At 63.2% G+C, this 17,073-nt stretch carries 16 protein-coding genes; 6 read left to right on the top strand and 10 right to left on the bottom strand.

Annotation, left to right across the window (positions count from 1 at the left end; all coding sequences use genetic code 11):
• The first annotated feature begins 94 nt into the window (after positions 1–94).
• From def to cls, 4 genes are all read left to right on the top strand, one after another.
• Complete coding sequence (def, locus tag IEV38_RS02645) at positions 95–628, top strand: peptide deformylase (RefSeq protein ID WP_188394593.1); 534 nt, start codon at positions 95–97, stop codon at positions 626–628.
• A 129-nt stretch (positions 629–757) separates the two neighbouring features.
• Positions 758–1,708: a methionyl-tRNA formyltransferase gene (fmt, locus tag IEV38_RS02640; protein ID WP_188394592.1), complete on the top strand. Its 951-nt coding sequence runs from the start codon at positions 758–760 to the stop codon at positions 1,706–1,708.
• Between the two features lie 244 nt (positions 1,709–1,952).
• Positions 1,953–5,711, top strand: a complete 3,759-nt coding sequence (gene metH, locus IEV38_RS02635; RefSeq protein ID WP_188394591.1) for a methionine synthase — start codon at positions 1,953–1,955, stop codon at positions 5,709–5,711.
• Between the two features lie 12 nt (positions 5,712–5,723).
• Positions 5,724–7,031, top strand: a complete 1,308-nt coding sequence (cls, locus tag IEV38_RS02630) for a cardiolipin synthase (protein WP_188394590.1) — start codon at positions 5,724–5,726, stop codon at positions 7,029–7,031.
• A gap of 7 nt (positions 7,032–7,038) precedes the next feature.
• On the opposite strand, the gene IEV38_RS02625 is transcribed toward cls, so the two are convergent.
• From IEV38_RS02625 to IEV38_RS02580, 10 genes are all read right to left on the bottom strand, one after another.
• Positions 7,039–7,809, bottom strand: coding sequence for a class II glutamine amidotransferase (locus IEV38_RS02625; protein ID WP_188394589.1), 771 nt, complete (start codon positions 7,807–7,809; stop codon positions 7,039–7,041).
• 42 nt (positions 7,810–7,851) lie between these two features.
• Positions 7,852–8,529, bottom strand: a complete 678-nt coding sequence (gene trmB / locus IEV38_RS02620; protein ID WP_188394588.1) for a tRNA (guanine(46)-N(7))-methyltransferase TrmB — start codon at positions 8,527–8,529, stop codon at positions 7,852–7,854.
• Between the two features lie 96 nt (positions 8,530–8,625).
• On the bottom strand, positions 8,626–8,883 hold the full coding sequence (locus IEV38_RS02615) for a BTH_I0359 family protein (protein ID WP_188394587.1): 258 nt from the start codon (positions 8,881–8,883) through the stop codon (positions 8,626–8,628).
• A 217-nt stretch (positions 8,884–9,100) separates the two neighbouring features.
• Entirely contained in the window at positions 9,101–9,457 is a 357-nt protein-coding gene (locus IEV38_RS02610) for a GTPase (protein ID WP_188394586.1), read from the bottom strand.
• Positions 9,454–10,188: a response regulator gene (locus IEV38_RS02605; protein ID WP_188394585.1), complete on the bottom strand. Its 735-nt coding sequence runs from the start codon at positions 10,186–10,188 to the stop codon at positions 9,454–9,456. The genes IEV38_RS02610 and IEV38_RS02605 overlap by 4 nt, the downstream gene beginning before the upstream one ends.
• A gap of 57 nt (positions 10,189–10,245) precedes the next feature.
• On the bottom strand, positions 10,246–12,588 hold the full coding sequence (locus IEV38_RS02600) for a sensor histidine kinase (RefSeq protein ID WP_188394584.1): 2,343 nt from the start codon (positions 12,586–12,588) through the stop codon (positions 10,246–10,248).
• A 1-nt stretch (position 12,589) separates the two neighbouring features.
• Positions 12,590–13,165: a DUF4390 domain-containing protein gene (locus IEV38_RS02595; RefSeq protein WP_229728514.1), complete on the bottom strand. Its 576-nt coding sequence runs from the start codon at positions 13,163–13,165 to the stop codon at positions 12,590–12,592.
• Positions 13,166–13,212: 47 nt separating this feature from the next.
• Positions 13,213–14,529 carry a 16S rRNA (cytosine(967)-C(5))-methyltransferase RsmB gene (rsmB, locus tag IEV38_RS02590; protein WP_188394583.1) on the bottom strand — a complete coding sequence of 439 codons (1,317 nt, stop codon included), beginning with the start codon at positions 14,527–14,529 and terminating at the stop codon, positions 13,213–13,215.
• Between the two features lie 163 nt (positions 14,530–14,692).
• Entirely contained in the window at positions 14,693–15,052 is a 360-nt protein-coding gene (locus tag IEV38_RS02585; RefSeq protein ID WP_188394582.1) for a DUF1840 domain-containing protein, read from the bottom strand.
• A gap of 172 nt (positions 15,053–15,224) precedes the next feature.
• Positions 15,225–15,776, bottom strand: a complete 552-nt coding sequence (locus IEV38_RS02580) for a hypothetical protein (RefSeq protein WP_188394581.1) — start codon at positions 15,774–15,776, stop codon at positions 15,225–15,227.
• Positions 15,777–15,888: 112 nt separating this feature from the next.
• On the opposite strand from IEV38_RS02580, the gene IEV38_RS02575 reads away from it, so the two are divergent.
• Together IEV38_RS02575 and IEV38_RS02570 are read left to right on the top strand one after the other, a co-directional pair.
• Positions 15,889–16,674, top strand: a complete 786-nt coding sequence (locus IEV38_RS02575) for a 5'-3' exonuclease (protein ID WP_188394580.1) — start codon at positions 15,889–15,891, stop codon at positions 16,672–16,674.
• 79 nt (positions 16,675–16,753) lie between these two features.
• Positions 16,754–17,041: a hypothetical protein gene (locus tag IEV38_RS02570; protein ID WP_188394579.1), complete on the top strand. Its 288-nt coding sequence runs from the start codon at positions 16,754–16,756 to the stop codon at positions 17,039–17,041.
• Positions 17,042–17,073: the final 32 nt, after the last annotated feature.

Here is a 17,073-nt window from a genome sequence, read left to right as displayed (position 1 = left end):
AATCTTGCTAAATTGAATCAAATTCTGCACACAAACCCCCGAACTAGCAAGAACCACCAGTCAACCCATCGTCGCGCTGTTGCGCAAAAGTCGTATGTCCATATTGACCATCCTGCGGTACCCAGACCCGCGCCTGCACAAGATCGCCAAGCCGGTGACGGTGTTCGATGCGCGTCTCAAGAAGCTGGTCGAGGACATGGCCGAGACCATGTATGCGGCGCCCGGCATCGGCCTGGCGGCGACGCAGGTGGATGTGCACGAGCGCGTGATCGTCATCGACACCTCCGAGGCGCATGACGAACTGCGCGCCTACATCAACCCCGAAATCCTGTGGGCCAGCGAGGAAAAGCAGGTCTATGACGAGGGCTGCCTGTCGGTGCCCGGCATCTACGATGGCGTCGAGCGTCCGGCGCGCGTCAAGGTGCGCGCCTTCGACGTGGAGGGCAATCCCTTTGAGCTCGAGGCCGACGGTCTGCTGGCGGTCTGCATCCAGCACGAGATGGATCATTTGCAGGGCAAGGTGTTCGTCGAGTACCTGTCGCCGCTCAAGCGCAACCGCATCAAGACCAAGCTGGTCAAGGAAGAGCGCGAGATGGCGCGCAGTGCACAGCGCGTGGCGACGCGCTGATCGCGTCCGCGATCGCGTATCGCCGTACTTCCGTTTTCCATTTCTTCCTGAATCGCCCGTCGCGTTGCCCCTTGCGTTTCCTTCAGGCACGCGGTTCGCATTCGCTGTCTGCCGTACTACAATCGCCGCATGAAAATCATCTTTGCCGGTACGCCCGAATTCGCGGCGGTCGCCCTGGCCGCGCTGCACGCGGCGGGTTTCGAAATTCCGCTGGTCCTGACCCAGCCCGACCGCCCAGCCGGACGCGGCATGCAGTTGCAGGCCTCGGCCGTCAAGCAGTTCGCCGTTGCGCACGGCATTCCGGTTGCGCAGCCGGTGTCGCTGCGGCTCGACGGCAAGCACGCCGAAGTCGCGGCCGAGGCACACGCGCTGCTCAAGGCGACGCCGCATGACGTGATGGTGGTGGCGGCCTACGGCCTGATCCTGCCGCAATCGGTGCTCGACATTCCGCCGTTCGGTTGCATCAACATCCATGCCTCGCTGCTGCCACGCTGGCGCGGTGCGGCGCCCATCCATCGCGCGATCGAGGCGGGCGATGCCGAAACCGGCATCACCATCATGCAGATGGACGCCGGCCTCGATACCGGTCCCATGCTGGCCATGCAGTCGCTGCCGATCGCGGCCGACGACACCACGGTCAGCCTGCACGACAAGCTCGCGCAACTGGGCGGCGAGATGATCGTCGACGTGCTGCGCCGGCGCGCGCAAGGTCCGCTGGCGGCGACGCCGCAGCCGGCCGACGGCGTGACCTATGCCGCCAAGATCGCCAAGGACGAGGCCGCGCTCGACTTCACGCAGCCGGCCGAGCTGCTGGCGCGCAAGATACGCGCCTTCAATCCCTTCCCTGGCGCGGCTGCGCAGTTCGACGGCACCGCCGTCAAGTTCTGGTCGGCGCTGCCGGTTGACTCGGCGCAGTGGCAGCCGGGTCAGGTGATCGCCGCCAATCCGCAGGACGGCATCGTGGTTGCCTGCGGCAGCGGTGCGCTGCGCGTGGCCGAACTGCAGAAGCCGGGCGGCAAGCGCCTGCCGGCCACCGAATTCCTCAAGGGCTTTCCGCTCGAAGGCGGCGTCTTCTCGTGAGCCGGCACGGAATGCGTACCTACGGCGCGGGCCGGTGGCCTGTCGCAAACCATTGATTTCACGTATAATTTTGCCTGCGCCGATTTGATTGAAAAGGTCAAACCAGCTTGCGGGCGCGGAACGGTCGGCATGACCGTTCGTACAAATACTGCTAAAGCGGCGTTGGTGCGAAACCCGGTCCCGTTTGCAGGCCGGGTTTTTTGCATTTGACGCCACGCCACCGCGAATACCACAGAGAAGACGAATGAAACGCGACGCCCTTTCCGATACCGAACTGCTTTTGCGCGACCTCATGGCCAAACGCATCCTGATCCTGGATGGCGCGATGGGCACCATGATCCAGCAGTACAAGCTGACCGAAGAGGATTATCGCGGCGAGCGTTTTGCCGATTTCTCGGTGCCGGGCAAGGAACTGTTCGTCAAGGGCAACAACGAACTGCTGTCGCTGACCCGTCCCGACGTCATCAGCACGATCCACGAACAATACCTGGCCGCCGGCGCCGACCTGATCGAGACCAATACCTTCGGCGCGACCACGGTGGCACAGGACGACTACCACATGGCGCACCTGGCCTACGAGATGAACGTGGTCTCGGCCCGGTTGGCGCGCGCGGCCTGCGACAAGTATTCGACCCCCGACAAGCCGCGCTTCGTTGCTGGCGCGCTGGGCCCGACGCCCAAGACCGCGTCGATCTCGCCCGACGTCAACGACCCGGGCGCACGCAACGTCACCTTCGATCAGCTCGCGACCGCCTATCTCGAACAGACGCGCGGCCTGGTCGAGGGCGGTGCCGACGTGCTGCTGGTCGAGACCATCTTCGATACGCTCAACTGCAAGGCTGCGCTGTTCGCGATCGACCAGTTCTTCGAGGAGTCGGGCAAGCGGCTGCCGATCATGATCTCGGGCACCGTGACCGATGCCTCGGGCCGCATCCTGTCGGGCCAGACCGTGCCCGCGTTCTGGCATTCGATCCGCCATGCCAGGCCGCTGACGGTCGGCCTCAACTGCGCGCTCGGCGCGGCGCTGATGCGGCCGTATGCGGAAGAGCTGTCGAAGATCGCCGACACCTATGTCTGCATTTATCCGAACGCGGGGCTGCCGAACCCGATGAGCGACACCGGCTTCGACGAGACACCTGACGTGACGTCCTCGCTGCTCAAGGATTTCGCCGAGAGCGGCTTCGTCAACATTGCCGGCGGCTGCTGCGGCACCACGCCCGACCACATCCGCGCGATCGCGGAGACAGTGAAGAACATCGCGCCGCGCACGGTGCCGACGGTTGACCAGTCGCTGAAACTGTCGGGCCTCGAGCCCTTCGTCATCGACGACAACTCGCTGTTCGTCAACGTCGGCGAGCGCACCAACGTCACGGGGTCGAAGGCCTTCGCGCGCCTGATCATCAACGAGCAGTACGACGAGGCGCTGGCAGTGGCACGCCAGCAGGTCGAGAACGGCGCGCAGGTCATCGACATCAATATGGACGAGGCGATGCTCGATTCGCAGGCTGCGATGACGCGCTTCCTGAATATGGTCGCGTCCGAACCCGACATTGCGCGCGTGCCGATCATGATCGACTCGTCGAAGTGGAGCGTGATCGAGGCCGGCCTCAAGTGCGTGCAGGGCAAGGCCATCGTCAACTCGATCTCGATGAAGGAAGGCGAGGAGAAATTCCTGCACGAGGCGCGCCTGTGCCGCCGCTACGGCGCCGCGGTGATCGTCATGGCCTTCGACGAGAAGGGCCAGGCCGACACCTTCGAGCGCAAGATCGAGATCTGCGGCCGTGCCTACTGGCTGCTGGTCAACGAACTCGACTTCCCGCCGGAAGACATCATCTTCGATCCGAACATCTTCGCGGTCGCGACCGGCATCGAGGAACACAACAACTACGCGGTCGATTTCATCAACGCGGTGCGCTGGATCAAGGAAAACCTGCCGCGCGCCAAGATCAGCGGCGGCGTCTCCAACGTCAGCTTCAGCTTTCGCGGTAACGACCCGGCGCGCGAGGCGATCCACACGGTGTTCCTGTACCACGCGATCAAGGCCGGCATGACCATGGGCATCGTCAACGCCGGCATGGTCGGCGTCTATGATGACCTGCCGGCCGAACTGCGCGAGCGCGTCGAGGACGTGGTGCTGAACCGCCGCGAGGATGCGACCGAACGCATGATCGAATTCGCCGCCACGCTCAAGGCCGGCGACAAGAAGGAAGAAGCCACGCTCGAATGGCGCAGCGGCACCGTGCAGCAGCGGCTGTCGCATGCGCTGGTGCACGGCATCACGCAATGGATCGTCGAGGATACCGAGGAAGCGCGGCAGGAACTGCTGAAGAATGGCGGCCGTCCTATCCACGTGATCGAAGGTCCGCTGATGGATGGCATGAACGTGGTCGGCGACCTGTTCGGGCAGGGCAAGATGTTCCTGCCGCAGGTGGTCAAGTCGGCGCGCGTGATGAAGCAGGCGGTGGCGCACCTGATCCCGTTCATCGAGGAGGAGAAGCGTCTGCTCGAGGAACAGACCGGCATCGTCAGCAAGCCCAAGGGCAAGATCGTGATCGCGACCGTCAAGGGTGACGTGCACGACATCGGCAAGAACATCGTGTCGGTGGTCCTGCAGTGCAACAACTTCGAGGTCGTCAACATGGGCGTGATGGTGCCGTGCTCGGAGATCCTCGCCAAGGCGAAGGAAGAGAATGCCGACATCATCGGCCTGTCGGGACTGATCACACCGTCGCTGGAAGAGATGGCCTATGTCGCCAAGGAAATGCAGCGCGACGAATACTTCCGCGGCCTGCGCATGCCGCTGCTGATCGGTGGCGCCACCACCAGCCGCGCGCATACGGCGGTCAAGATCGCCAACAACTACGACGGCCCGGTGGTCTATGTGCCGGACGCCTCGCGCTCGGTGTCGGTCGCGCAGTCGCTGCTGACGCCCGAGCAGCGCGATGCCTACATCGCCGAGATCGCGGCCGACTACGAGCGCATCCGCGAGCAGCACGCGAACCGCAAGACGGTGCCGTTGCTGACGCTGGCCGACGCGCGCGCCAACCGCATGAAGCTGCCGTTCGACGGCGCCGCGGCGCCGGTCAAGCCCAAGTTCATCGGCCGCCGCGAATTCCGCAACATCGATCTGGCGACCATCGCGCGCTACATCGACTGGGGGCCGTTCTTCCAGACCTGGGACCTGGCCGGTCCCTACCCCGCGATCCTGACCGACGAGGTGGTGGGCGACGCCGCCACCAAGGTGTTCGCCGAGGGACAGGCGCTGCTCAAGAAGGTCATCGAAGGCCGCTGGCTGACCGCCAACGGCGTGATCGCCCTGCTGCCGGCCAACACGGTCAACGACGACGACATCGAGGTCTATACCGACGACACGCGCCAGCAGGTCGCCTTTACGTATTACGGTGTGCGGCAACAGACAGTCAAACCGGTCATCGATGGCGTACAACGTCCCAATCAGTGCCTGTCCGACTTCATCGCACCCAAGTCATCCGGCGTGGCCGACTACATCGGCCTGTTCGCGGTCACGGCGGGGCTCGGCATCGAGAAATACGAAAAGCGCTTCGAGGATGCGCATGACGACTACTCGTCGATCATGCTCAAGTCTCTGGCAGACCGCCTGGCCGAAGCCTTTGCCGAGTACCTGCACGAACGCGTGCGTACCGACTTGTGGGGCTATGTGCCGGGCGAGCATCTGAGCAACGAGGAACTGATCAAGGAAGCCTATCGCGGCATCCGTCCCGCGCCCGGCTACCCGGCCTGCCCCGAGCATACGGTCAAGGCCGACATGTTCCGCGTGCTGAGGGCGGAGGAGATCGGCATGATGCTGACCGACTCGTTCGCGATGTTTCCGGGCGCGGCGGTATCCGGCTTCTACTTTGCGCACCCGGAGGCAAAGTACTTCGTCGTCGGCAAGATCGGCGACGATCAGGTCAGCGACATGGCTGCGCGCAGGGGCGTCGCGAAGGAAGACGTCGAGCGCTGGCTGGCACCCAACCTAACGTAGAAGAACATCGACATGCGCACGAGAATAATCTGGAAAGACCGCTCAAGAAAAAGCAAAATCCTCATTATTCTCGGCAGCGTGCTGACGACGCTGGTGGTCGTGCTTCTCGCGCTCAACCTGACGCTCGGCGAAAAGAAGATCCGCGAGGACATCCCGCGCCTGTATTCGGTCGCCGATCCGCAGTTCGAACGCACCATGGGTGTACTGCTGGGACCGGCCATCGTCGGCGGCAATCGCGCGCAGGCGCTGCAGAACGGCGAGGAAATTTTTCCGGCCATGCTGGAGGCGATCCGCGGCGCGCAGAAGACCATCAATTTCGAAACCTACATCTACTGGTCGGAAGCGATCGGCAAGGAGTTCGCCGAAGCCTTTGCCGAACGCGCGCGTGCCGGCGTCAAGGTGCACGTGCTGATCGACTGGGTCGGCAGCAGCAAGATGGAACAGTCCTATCTGGACCTGATGGAAGCGGCTGGCGTCGAGGTGCGCAAGTACCACCCGCTCAAGTGGTACAACCTGGCGCGCATGAACAACCGCACGCACCGCAAGCTGCTGGTGGTGGATGGGCGCATCGGCTTCACCGGCGGCGTCGGCATCGCCGGCCAGTGGACCGGCCACGCGCAGGACCCGGATCACTGGCGCGATTCGCACTATCGCGTCGAAGGACCGGTAGTGGCGCAGATGCAGGCGGTGGCGATCGACAACTGGATCAAGACCACCGGCCATGTGCTCGACGGCCCCGATTATTTTCCCGAACTGAAGCCGGTCGGCGACGACCACGCGCAGGTCTTCAGCAGCTCGCCGCAGGGCGGCAGCGAAAGCATGCGCCTGATGTACCTGCTGGCGCTGACGGCGGCGCAGAAGAGCATCCAGCTGGCGGTCTCGTATTTCGTGCCGGACGAGATGACGCGGCGCGTGCTGATCGATGCCGCACGGCGCGGCGTCAAGGTGCAGATCATCGTGCCGGGCGAGCACATGGACGTCGAGGTGGTGCGGCGCTCGTCGCGCGGCATGTGGGGCGAATTGCTGCAGGCCGGCATCGAGATCTACGAGTACGAGCCGACCATGTATCACTGCAAGGTCATGATCGTTGACGACCTGATGGTCTCGGTCGGCTCTACCAACTTTGACGACCGCTCTTTCCGCATGAACGACGAAGCCAACCTGAACGTCTATAACGCCGCGTTCGCCAGGGATCAGGTGGCGGTATTCAACGACGACCTGCGCCATGCGCACCGCATCACCTATGAGGAATGGCGGAACCGGCCATGGACCGAAAAGCTGCACGAGCAGGCGGCGCGCCTGTTGGCACCACTGCTGTAAATGTAAGTCAGTCGTCCAGCGGCAGACCGTCGATGAAGACCTTGAGCTCGCCTTCGCCGAACGAGGTCCAGGTTTCGTTGGTGGTCAGCGGTTCGGTGACGATGATGGCGACGCGGTCGTCGGGCGTGGTGACTTCGGAAAAATCGACCTTGACTTCCTCGTCGCTGAGCACGGCTTCCGAGAACGGATGTTGGCGCACGATGTAGTGCAGGCTGGTCGAGCAGTGCGCGAACAGCGCCGAACCGTCCGACAGCATCATGTTGAAGGTGCCGTGGCGCGCAATCTCCGCGCACAGTTCACCGATCGCGGCGGTCAGTTCGGGCAGCATCGGCAGCGCATCGTCGAAGCGGCGCCGCAGTTCCTGCAGGATGTAGCAGAAGGCGGCTTCGCTGTCGGTGGTGCCGACCGGCTGGTAGGGGCCGTTCAGTTCCGGCACGAAATTCTTGAGGTCGCCGTTGTGTGCGAACACGAAGTAGCGGCCCCATAGCTCGCGCACGAAGGGGTGGCAGTTCTCGAGCGAGACGCGGCCCTGCGTGGCCTTGCGGATATGCGCGATGACGTTCTTGGACTTGATCGGATACTTGCGGATCAGGTCGGCGATCGGCGATTTGACGGCCGCTTCATGATCAACGAAGTGGCGCACGCCGGCGCCTTCGAAGAAGGCGATGCCCCAGCCGTCCGCATGATGGTCGGTGCCGCCGCCGCGTGTCGCGAAACCGGTGAAGCTGAACACGATGTCGGTCGGGACGTTGCAATTCATTGCAAGAAGCTGGCACATGGCGAAACACTGAAAAAAGACGGGAGACGGGGCAATACGGTATCACGTTCGCCGCGACAGCTGCGCATGGCAGCGCCACAGCGCGTGGCCCGACGCCTGGTATTTGGCCTCGAAGGGCGTGATCGTCGTCTGCGGACGATAGGGTTCCGCCGCCACCGCGATGCCGCTCAACTGCGTGAGCGCGGCAGAAAATTCCTCGACGTAGATGCGCCAGTTGCTGCGGCATTCGATGTGGCCACCGAGTGCGACGATGGTCGGAAACACGGCGTGGCCATGCCAGCGCCGCGCGAGATGCCCGATCTTGGGCCACGGGTTCGGATAGAGCAGATATTGCCGTGCCGGGAAGATGCGGTGATCCAGCAGCAGCCGCCAGTAGTCGACGAGGTCGGCGCGCGCCCAGGCCAGATTGTCCGGCAGCGGCGCCGGCCAGTGCGTGTTGCGTTCCATGCGGTCCTGCGACTGGTCGATGCCGATCACGAAATGGTCGGGATACTGCGTCGCCAGGTGCAGTGTCGACAGGCCGACGCCGCAGCCGGTATCCAGGATCAGCGGCCGCCCGCCGGCACGCTGCCAGTGCGCGATGCTGTCGTCGAAGGCAGCCTGGTTGTAGGCGGCCACCGGCTTGCGGAACGGGTGCTGCGCGTGACGCGTCACCAGCGCATGCAGTTGCTCATGAATGCCGGTCTGGCTGCTGACAATGGGAGAAGAATTGGCGCGCATGCACGCAGTCGAAACGAAAAAGAGGAAACCGGAAAAAGAAATGCCTGCACGATCGCTGCGATCGTGCAGGCATCCGGATTCTAAGCCAGACGACGTTCAGTGGAAAGTCATCGGCTGGCTCATCATCACGTCGTAGCCGCCGAGGAAATCGTCGATCTCTTCCTCGCTCGGTTCGCTTGCGATCAGGTTGCGCACGCTCTGGCGGAACGTTTCCGCCATCGGTCCGGCGATGAAGATCTCGCGTTGCGCCGGTTTGTCCATGATTTCGTAGCCGCCGAAACGCAACGCGTCCTGCTCGTCATCCACCCCGAATTCGACGACGCTGTATTGCTCACTGTTGTAGATCAGGTTCATTAGACCCTCCTGTGGCGATCGCAATCGAAAGCATTGCGTTGATAGGAACATGGCGCTTGAATGAACATTTTCAAGATTGCCGTGCGGCATTGAAACAATTGCTTGCACTTCATTAACGGCAGATTGCAACAGAGATTGAGCAAGAAGGATGCCTTGTCCGGACATTTTTTCCTCCCCTCACACGAAAGACAGAAAAAAGGGAAGGAAGTTGCCCGGCTTATGTCAATTCGACATCATCGGTCAGCGTCAGCAGGCGGTCGTATGGTGCGCTTTGGAGGAAGGTACGCAAGGCAGGCAGGTGTTCATCGCTGGCTACGCCGATGTACAGCCGTTCCGGGCGAGTGCGCAGCAGCCGGTTGAGTGTCACGCGCATGACCAGATTTCCCGTGCAGCAAAGACAGCCGGGAGCGATGCGGGAAAGTTGCAACGAGGGAAAAGCGGAAGTATCCAGTAACGGATGGCCGTCGGGCAAACCTTCGAGGATGACGGCGGTGGCGGAGGAGTCGAGCAGGGAATGGATGGCTGCTTCGCGCGAGGCTGCGGTGCCGCCGGTGACGAGTGTGGCGGTGGTCATGCTCCCCGTTTGGCGATCTTGCCGGGCTCGACGCCGAGCTGCTTGAGCTTGCGGTACAGATGCGTGCGTTCCAGACCGGTCTTCTCGGCCACGCGCGTCATGCTGCCGCCCTCGCGTCCCAGGTGATGCTCGAAATAGGCGCGTTCGAAGGCGTCGCGTGCTTCGCGCAGCGGCAGGTCGAACGAGGCGGAAAAAAAGTGCGCATCCGGCGCGCTGGGCAGCGGTGCCGCCACGGCGGCGGGGGTATTGCTGTAGGCAGGCGCGGCTGGCTGCGGCGTTACGGCGGCATGGTCGAGCGGGCGCGAAATCGGCTGGTCGATCGGCGCGATCGGCGCGCGTACCGGGGGCGCCGTGCGCGCCGGTTCCTGTCCGCGCGACAGGCCTTGTTGCACGGCCTTGAGCAGCTTCTGCAGGGAAATCGGTTTTTCGAGGAAGTTGAGGGCGCCGATGCGAGTCGCCTCGACCGCGGTATCGATGGTGGCGTGGCCCGACATCATGATGACCGGCATCGTCAGCAGGCCGTCGCGTTGCCATTCCTTGAGCAGCGTGACGCCATCGGTATCCGGCATCCAGATATCGAGCAGCACGAGATCGGGTTTGGCCGCGGCGCGTTCGGTGCGCGCCTGATGCGCGTTTTCCGCCGTGGTGACGACATGCCCCTCGTCGCCGAGAATCTCGGACAGCAATTCCCGGATTCCCATCTCATCGTCAACAACTAGAATATTGGCCATCGGTTGCCCCCTTCATGTTTGCCCTCCCTTGCCCGCGACTTTACGCCGCTGTTGGCATCAGGAAGATAACTTTAACAGCAAAATTGCCACTTTTGCACCGCTGCCAGTGCTGCGGTTGCGGATGTCTATGCGTCCGCCGTGTTCTTCGATGATCTTCTTCACCATCGGCAGGCCCAGCCCGGTGCCGCGCGGTTTGGACGTGATGTAGGGTTCGAATGCGTGCGCGAGAATCTTCGCCGAGAAACCGGGCCCGTTGTCGGTGATCGTCAACTGCACCGCGTTGCTGACCGCGCCATCCGAACTGCGATAGTGGATTTCCTCGGTAATGATATCAATACGGGGTGGGTCAGCCCGAGGCGCGTCGGTCTGCAGCGGCGTTTCGCCGGCCGCCGCCTTGGCGGCGAGGTGTTTTTCCATCACCGCATCCTGCGCGTTCTGCAGCAGGTTGTGAATCACTTGCCGCAGCTGTGTCTCGTCGCCCATGATCTGCGGCAGGCCGTTCGCCAGCGACGCGTGAATGATATCCCGATCGTCACCGGCCAGATAGAGGTGCAGGATTTCCTCGATCAGCGCGTTGAGGTCGAGCGAGGTCAGCATGGCAGGCGGTGTCTTCGCGTAATCGCGGAAGTCATCAACCATGCGCTTCATGGCGGCGACCTGGTTGACGATGGTTTCGGTGCTGCGTTCGAGCATTCTGGCGTCGGTATCCTCGAGCTTGCCTTCGAGTTTCATGTGCAGGCGTTCGGCCGCCAGCTGGATCGGCGTCAGCGGATTCTTGATTTCGTGCGCCAGGCGGCGCGCGACCTCGCCCCAGGCGATCGATCGCTGCGCCGAGATGACGTCGGAAATGTCGTCGAACACCACCACGTAGCCGCCCTCGCGCACCGCCGGCAGGCGCGAACCGCGTGCCAGCAGCGAGATATCGTTCTCGCCTTCGCCGCCGTCGGGGCGCGGCACGTCGATCTGGTGCTGCCAGTGCAGGTTGGCGTCGGCCGTGCTGCCGGCTGCCGATTGCGCGCTTTGCGCCGAGAACGATTGCGTGATGACCTGCGCGAAATGCGCGAGTCCCTCGATTTCTCCAAGGGGTTTGCCGACATGCTGCGAAAAATCGTGCTGCAGGATGCGTTCCACCGATTCGTTGCAGGTCACGAGCCGGAACTGGCGATCGAGCACCATCACGCCGGCCGACATGTTGGCGAGCACCGATTCGAGATAGGCCTTGGCCGCTTCCAGCTCGGTGCGGTTCCTTTCCACCGAGGCGCGCGCGTCGGACAGCTGGCGCGTCATGGTGTTGAACGACTGCGTCAGCGTGCCGAGCTCGTCGGAAGTGCTGACGATGGGGCGCGGCGACAGGTCACCCTCGGCCACCGCCTTGGTGCCCTGCGCCAGCAGCAGCAGCGGCTTGGCGAGGTCGCTGGCAATCAGGAAGGCGGCGGCGATGGCGCCGAAGATCGCCAGCAGCAGCGTCAGCGTCAGCGTGACGATATAAATCTTGCGCAGGCCGGTGCGCGCCAGGTAGCGTTCCTGGTATTCGCTGTAGGCCACGCGCAGGGCTTCGGCATTGCGCGCCAGTTGCTCCGGCACCGGCTGGATCAGCTGCAGATAGCGCTGCTCGGTCTGCAGCGACAGCGCGCGCGTGGAATTGGGAATCTCGACCAGCACGCGGAAGCGCAGGCTCGGCGTGCTGGCGGCCGGCGCCGTGATGGTGTTCGTATTGTTGCCGGCTTCGCTGGTATTGTCCTGGAACTCGGTGGTGCCTTCGATGGCGCCATAGCTGCGCGTCAGGCGCGCCTGGCGCATCATCTCGGCGCTCGGGAAGTCCGGCAGCAGCGAGCCGAGCTGCGAGCCGGAACTGGCGATCATCTGGCCGTTGCTGGTGACGATCAGCGCATCCTGCTGCAGGTTCTGGTCGCGCATGCGCGACAGCTGCGTGATCTGCGTGGCATCCGACATCTCCGCCAGTTCGAGCGCCATGTTGCGCGCCTTGACCTGCAGTTCGCGCAGCGAGGAGTCGAGCGCCGAGCGGCCCAGGTTGAGGCCGGCCTCGAGTGCCGATTCGACGCGCACGTCGAACCACGATTCGATCGAGCGCGAGACGAACTGCACTGACACCGTATAGATGACCGCGCCCGGCAGGATGCCGATCAGCGCGAACAGCAGCACCAGCCGTGCCATCAGGCGCGAGCCGAACTTGCCGGCGCGGTGACGCTTGTAGAGGCGGAACAGCAGCAGCCCGACCAGCGCCAGCAGCGACGCCGCGACCGCCGCGTTCAGGATCAGCAGCCACGGATAGTTGCGTTCGAAGAGATTGGAATTCTCGGAGGCCGACGCCAGCAGGAACAGCAGGATGCTGACGACGGCGCCGCCGACCACCAGCAGATAGCGCAGCAGCCTGGTCACGTCAGTCCGCCGTGAAGGAGAAACGGTACCAGTCGGAAGCCAGCTTCCAGTCGCTGCTGTTCATTGCATGCACCTGGAACGGCTTGGGCAGCTGGGCGACGTCGAGCTGCATGCGCACGCTGACGTCGTAGCTCTGGCCCGGCTTGAGTTCGTCGTTGCTGGCGATCACCCAGCGGTTGGGGCGGCGCACCATCGACAGCGCATCGTCGAGCGTGGCAAAGCTCTGGTGGATGCGGCCGGTCATGGCGGCGTAGTACTGCCGTGTCAGCAGGTTGTACGAGATGCGGATGGTCTGGCTGCGCACCACGTCCTTGGCGTCGAACCAGTACCAGCGCGGCCGCACGATCTCGATCTCGGTCGTGAAGTAGAGCGGGATGCCGCGGTTCAGCGCATCCTCGAGACCGCGGTTGAGATCCAGCGCGTAGCTGGCAGAAAGACGATAGCCTTCTTCCGAATGTTCGAGATGCGCTTCGCTTACCTCGATGCCTTCCGCATGCGCGGCGGGAAGATGAAGCGAGAATGCAAGCAGCACGATGCTGATCAGCCAGAAGAAGCCAGAGATTCGTTTTCTGTTCACGCGTGTTGCGGCAGGTGGTCGCCGGAATGGATTGGTCGGTCAGGGATTCATGCGGCAGGCTTCTGGAACAGTGCATAGAACAAGCCGTCGTGGTCGCGTCCGTCGGTCGCGGTCGGCAGCAATTGTCCTGGCGCCGGCAGCCGCAACGCGCCGTGGCGCTGCGCGAAGGCTGCGGCCTGCGCCTCCGATTCCTGCGGCCACAACGAACATGTCACAAACAGCAATTTACCATTCGGCTCGAGCATCTGCCAAAGGTTGTCGAGAATTCCGGCCGAAATGGCGGCCAATTGTGTTGTATCGCCCTTGCGCCGCAGCCAGCGAATGTCCGGGTGGCGCCGCACGATGCCCGAGGCGGTACAAGGGACATCGGCCAGGATGCGGTCGAAATGCCGTCCATCCCACCAGTCCGTTTTGCCTGCATCGCCCTGCCGCAACGTGGCCGGCAGTTGCAGGCGCTGCAGGTTTTCGTCGATGCGCTTGAGCCGTTGCGCATCGTGATCGAGCGCCAGCAGATCAACCTGCGCCTGCTCCAGGATATGGCAGGTCTTGCCGCCGGGTGCGGCGCAGGCATCGAGCACGCGCATGCCGTCCTGCACATCGAGCAGGCCGGCTGCGAATTGCGCTGCCGCATCCTGTACCGAAACCAGGCCGTCCGCGAACCCCGGAATCTGGCCGACCGGCACGGCTTGCGCCAGGCGGACGGCATCCTCGCCGATGCGCGTCGCCGCGATATCTTGTGCGGCCAGGTCGGCCAGATACTTCTCGACGGCGATCCTGCGTCGATTGACGCGCAATGTCAGCGGCGGCGTCCGGTTGCCGGCTTCCAGTATGGCTTCCCAGTCCTGCGGATAGGCCGAACGCATGCGGTCTATCCACCAGTTCGGATAATTCCAGCGTGCCATCTGCGTGCCGGCCGCGCGTTTCATCAATTCTTCGCGTTCGCGCAGAAAGCGGCGCAGGATGGCATTGACCATGCCCTTGGCATGCGCAAGCCTGGGATCGCCTGCTGCCGCGGCAACCGCCTGATCCACCAGCGTGAAGGCGGGATAGCGCGCGTGTTCGCCCTGCTCTGCCGGATCGGACAAGAGGCCCAGTGCGCAGCAGATGAGGCCATGCAGCTCGGCCGGCTCGGTCTGCCGCGTGGTCATGGCGTTGAGCAGGGCTTCGGCTCGCCCCATGTTGCGCATGGCGTGGTAGGACAGGTCCTGGATCGCGCCGCGCGCCTGCGGCGAGGCGGAACATTGCGCCCATACCTTGATCAGTGCCTGCGGCAGTGCCACGCCGCGCCCGACAGCCGCGATGGCTTGTGCGGCGCCGTGCAGGCTGAAGGCGAGGGAGTCGGGAGGGAGGTTTGGCTTACTCAAGGGAAATCGGGCAAAGAGGCACGGCCTGACGGCAATGCATGCCGGCGACCGTACGAAACATTCGGACCGTCATTGTAGCGGCCAAAGCTGAGAAGCCGAGGATGGCGCTGAAAAACAAACGGCACGCGCATGGCGTGCCGTTGAACGGGAACTGGCGATCGAATCATGGAAGGACGCCCCACAGGACATCGCGGTTTTCCTTGTTGGCTGCGCGCAGCATTTCCAGCAGCGGATAGGCGCGCGAGGAAAAACTGACGGTTTCGAGTTGTTCATGCTCGTTGTCGTCGCCGTTTTCGTTGTGATGGGCAACCACGTCGCGTTCGATGGCTTCGGAGGTGGCGTGAATTTCCTTGGCCTTGAGCGTGCTGATTTCCGCTTCGAGAATCTTGATGGCGGCGGCGGTTTCCCCGGCGGTGATGACACCCTGTTTGTGATCTTTGTGCAGGAGATCGAGAATCCGGTTCGCATGTTCTTCGTACATCAGAACTTCCGCGCTGGCCCTGGATTTGAAAGTGACTAACATGGGCGGCCTCCTTTTCTTGTTAGGTGTGCTGAAACGATAGCACGATTTTGTCGGTGCGCAACAGCGCTGTCTTTTTCCTTCTCGCGCATGGCAATCAGGCATTGCCGCAGGCGGGGAAATGTCGCATTTGCCTGCCGGCGGAGCATGCATGATGGACAGCAAGACGGTGTGCTCAGTTCAACCGGAAGGAAGAGAAATAGATAGTGGCCATGTCGTCGTCGATATGGTTTTGGGGACCGCTGATCAGAATCTGATAGACGCGTTGCTCGACGGCTGTCAGCCGCACACGCATGGTGCGTGCCTGGCCATGCGTGGCCGGAGAAGCAGGGCCGTTCGCATGGATTTCACGCACTACCATTGCGCCACCTTGCGTGCCGCGCGGCACCGCCAGTGTCCTGTCGGCCGTAACGGCGCCGTGCATGTTGCGCACCAATGCTTCCTGCATGGCGGCCAGGGCCTGGTGGGCTGCCGCCGCGTTCGGCAGTTCGGCGGTGCCGACCGCGAATGCGACGCCGTCGACTTCTGCGCCCGTCATGGTCATGGCGACGGCCAGGCCATCGAGGTCGATGGTGCGCGATGCAGTGGCCGGCCGCGCGGGCATGAGGATCGCGTAGCCGCCGTCATCGCTGCGCACTTCACGCCAGTCCAGTGCAGGCGTACAGGCAGCGAGCGTCAGTGCCAGCGCGGCGTACAGCAGGCTTCGGCAAGGCAGGAACGGTCGCATGCGGAGAACTCCCGGTGAGATGCTGCATGGTACACCCGGCGTTCCATCTTGCGGCAGGCGGCAGGGCGCGTAAAATCGATCTATTGTCATTTCACCAGTCAGGACAGCACGGATGGGAAAACTGCTCGCGATCGACGGCCTCAACATCGTGCGCCGCGTTTACGAGGCCAATGCCGAAACCGATCCGGTGCTGAAGGCCGAGACCGCCCTGCGCCACTCGCTGTCTTCCTTTCGCAAGCTGTTGGTCACGCATCGGCCCACGCACGTGCTGGCCGCTTTCGATCACGGCGGTCCGACGTGGCGGCACGCGCTCTACCCGCGCTATCGCGAACATCGCGAGGAAATGCCGGCGGCGCTGCGCGACGGGTTGATCGACTTTCATGCGCGGCTGGCCGAGTGGGGCATGCAGGTGGTCAGCGTGCCGCAGGTGGAGGCGGACGATGCGATCGCCACCTGCGTGCTGCGCTGGCTGGACGAGGGACGCGGCGAGGCGATCGTGGCCTCGACCGACAAGGACCTGCATGTGCTGATCGCGAATGGCGCGTTGCTGTGGGATCATTTTCGCAACGAGTGGCACGATGCTGCGTGGGTCGAGGAGAAATTCGGCGTGCCGCCCGCAATGCTTGCCGATCTGCTCGCGTTGACCGGCGATGCCGCCGACGGCATTCCGGGCGTGGAAAAGGTCGGCGTCAAGACGGCGGCACGCCTGCTGCAGAATTACGGCAGCATCGAGCGCATCATGGCCGGTGCCGGCATCCTGAAAGATGCGATGGGCGAGCGCCTGCGTCGGGATGCCGGGCAACTGGCAGTGTCGCGGCAACTGGTCGCATTGAAAACGGATGTGCATCTGGGTGTGACCTGGAACCGGCTGGCTTTCGATGCGGACCGGTTTTCCTGATGCCGCAGGCAGGAACTTCGCACGATTCGCCTGCTCCATCATTCATTGCGGCTATGTCGTATCGGTTGAGGAGCGCATCATGAAAAAACGTTTTTCCCTGTTTGCATTGCTGCTGGCGTCTGCTTCGGCCTTTGCTTCCTCGGACGCCGCATGGCAGGCCCTGTACGAACGCACCGAAAAGGCCTGCCTCAAGAAAAGTGCACTGAAGGATGCGCATGCAGTTGGCGAGCGCGTGGTCTTTTCCAAGGCCATTTTCTACCGCATCGAAGGCACGTATCCGCAGCCGCACATGAATGCACAGAAGGGGACGGTCTATTGCCTGCATCCCTATCCGAAAGGCCGGGCGGAAATAGCCGAATCGCCATGAGGGCGGAACCGGTGCGGAACGATCGTTTTCCT

The sequence above is a fragment of the Oxalicibacterium flavum genome (assembly GCF_014635065.1).
Classification (GTDB): domain Bacteria; phylum Pseudomonadota; class Gammaproteobacteria; order Burkholderiales; family Burkholderiaceae_D; genus Oxalicibacterium; species Oxalicibacterium flavum.
The sequence above is the reverse complement of the archived record's forward strand: the minus strand, read 5'-3'. Positions and strand labels throughout refer to the sequence as shown.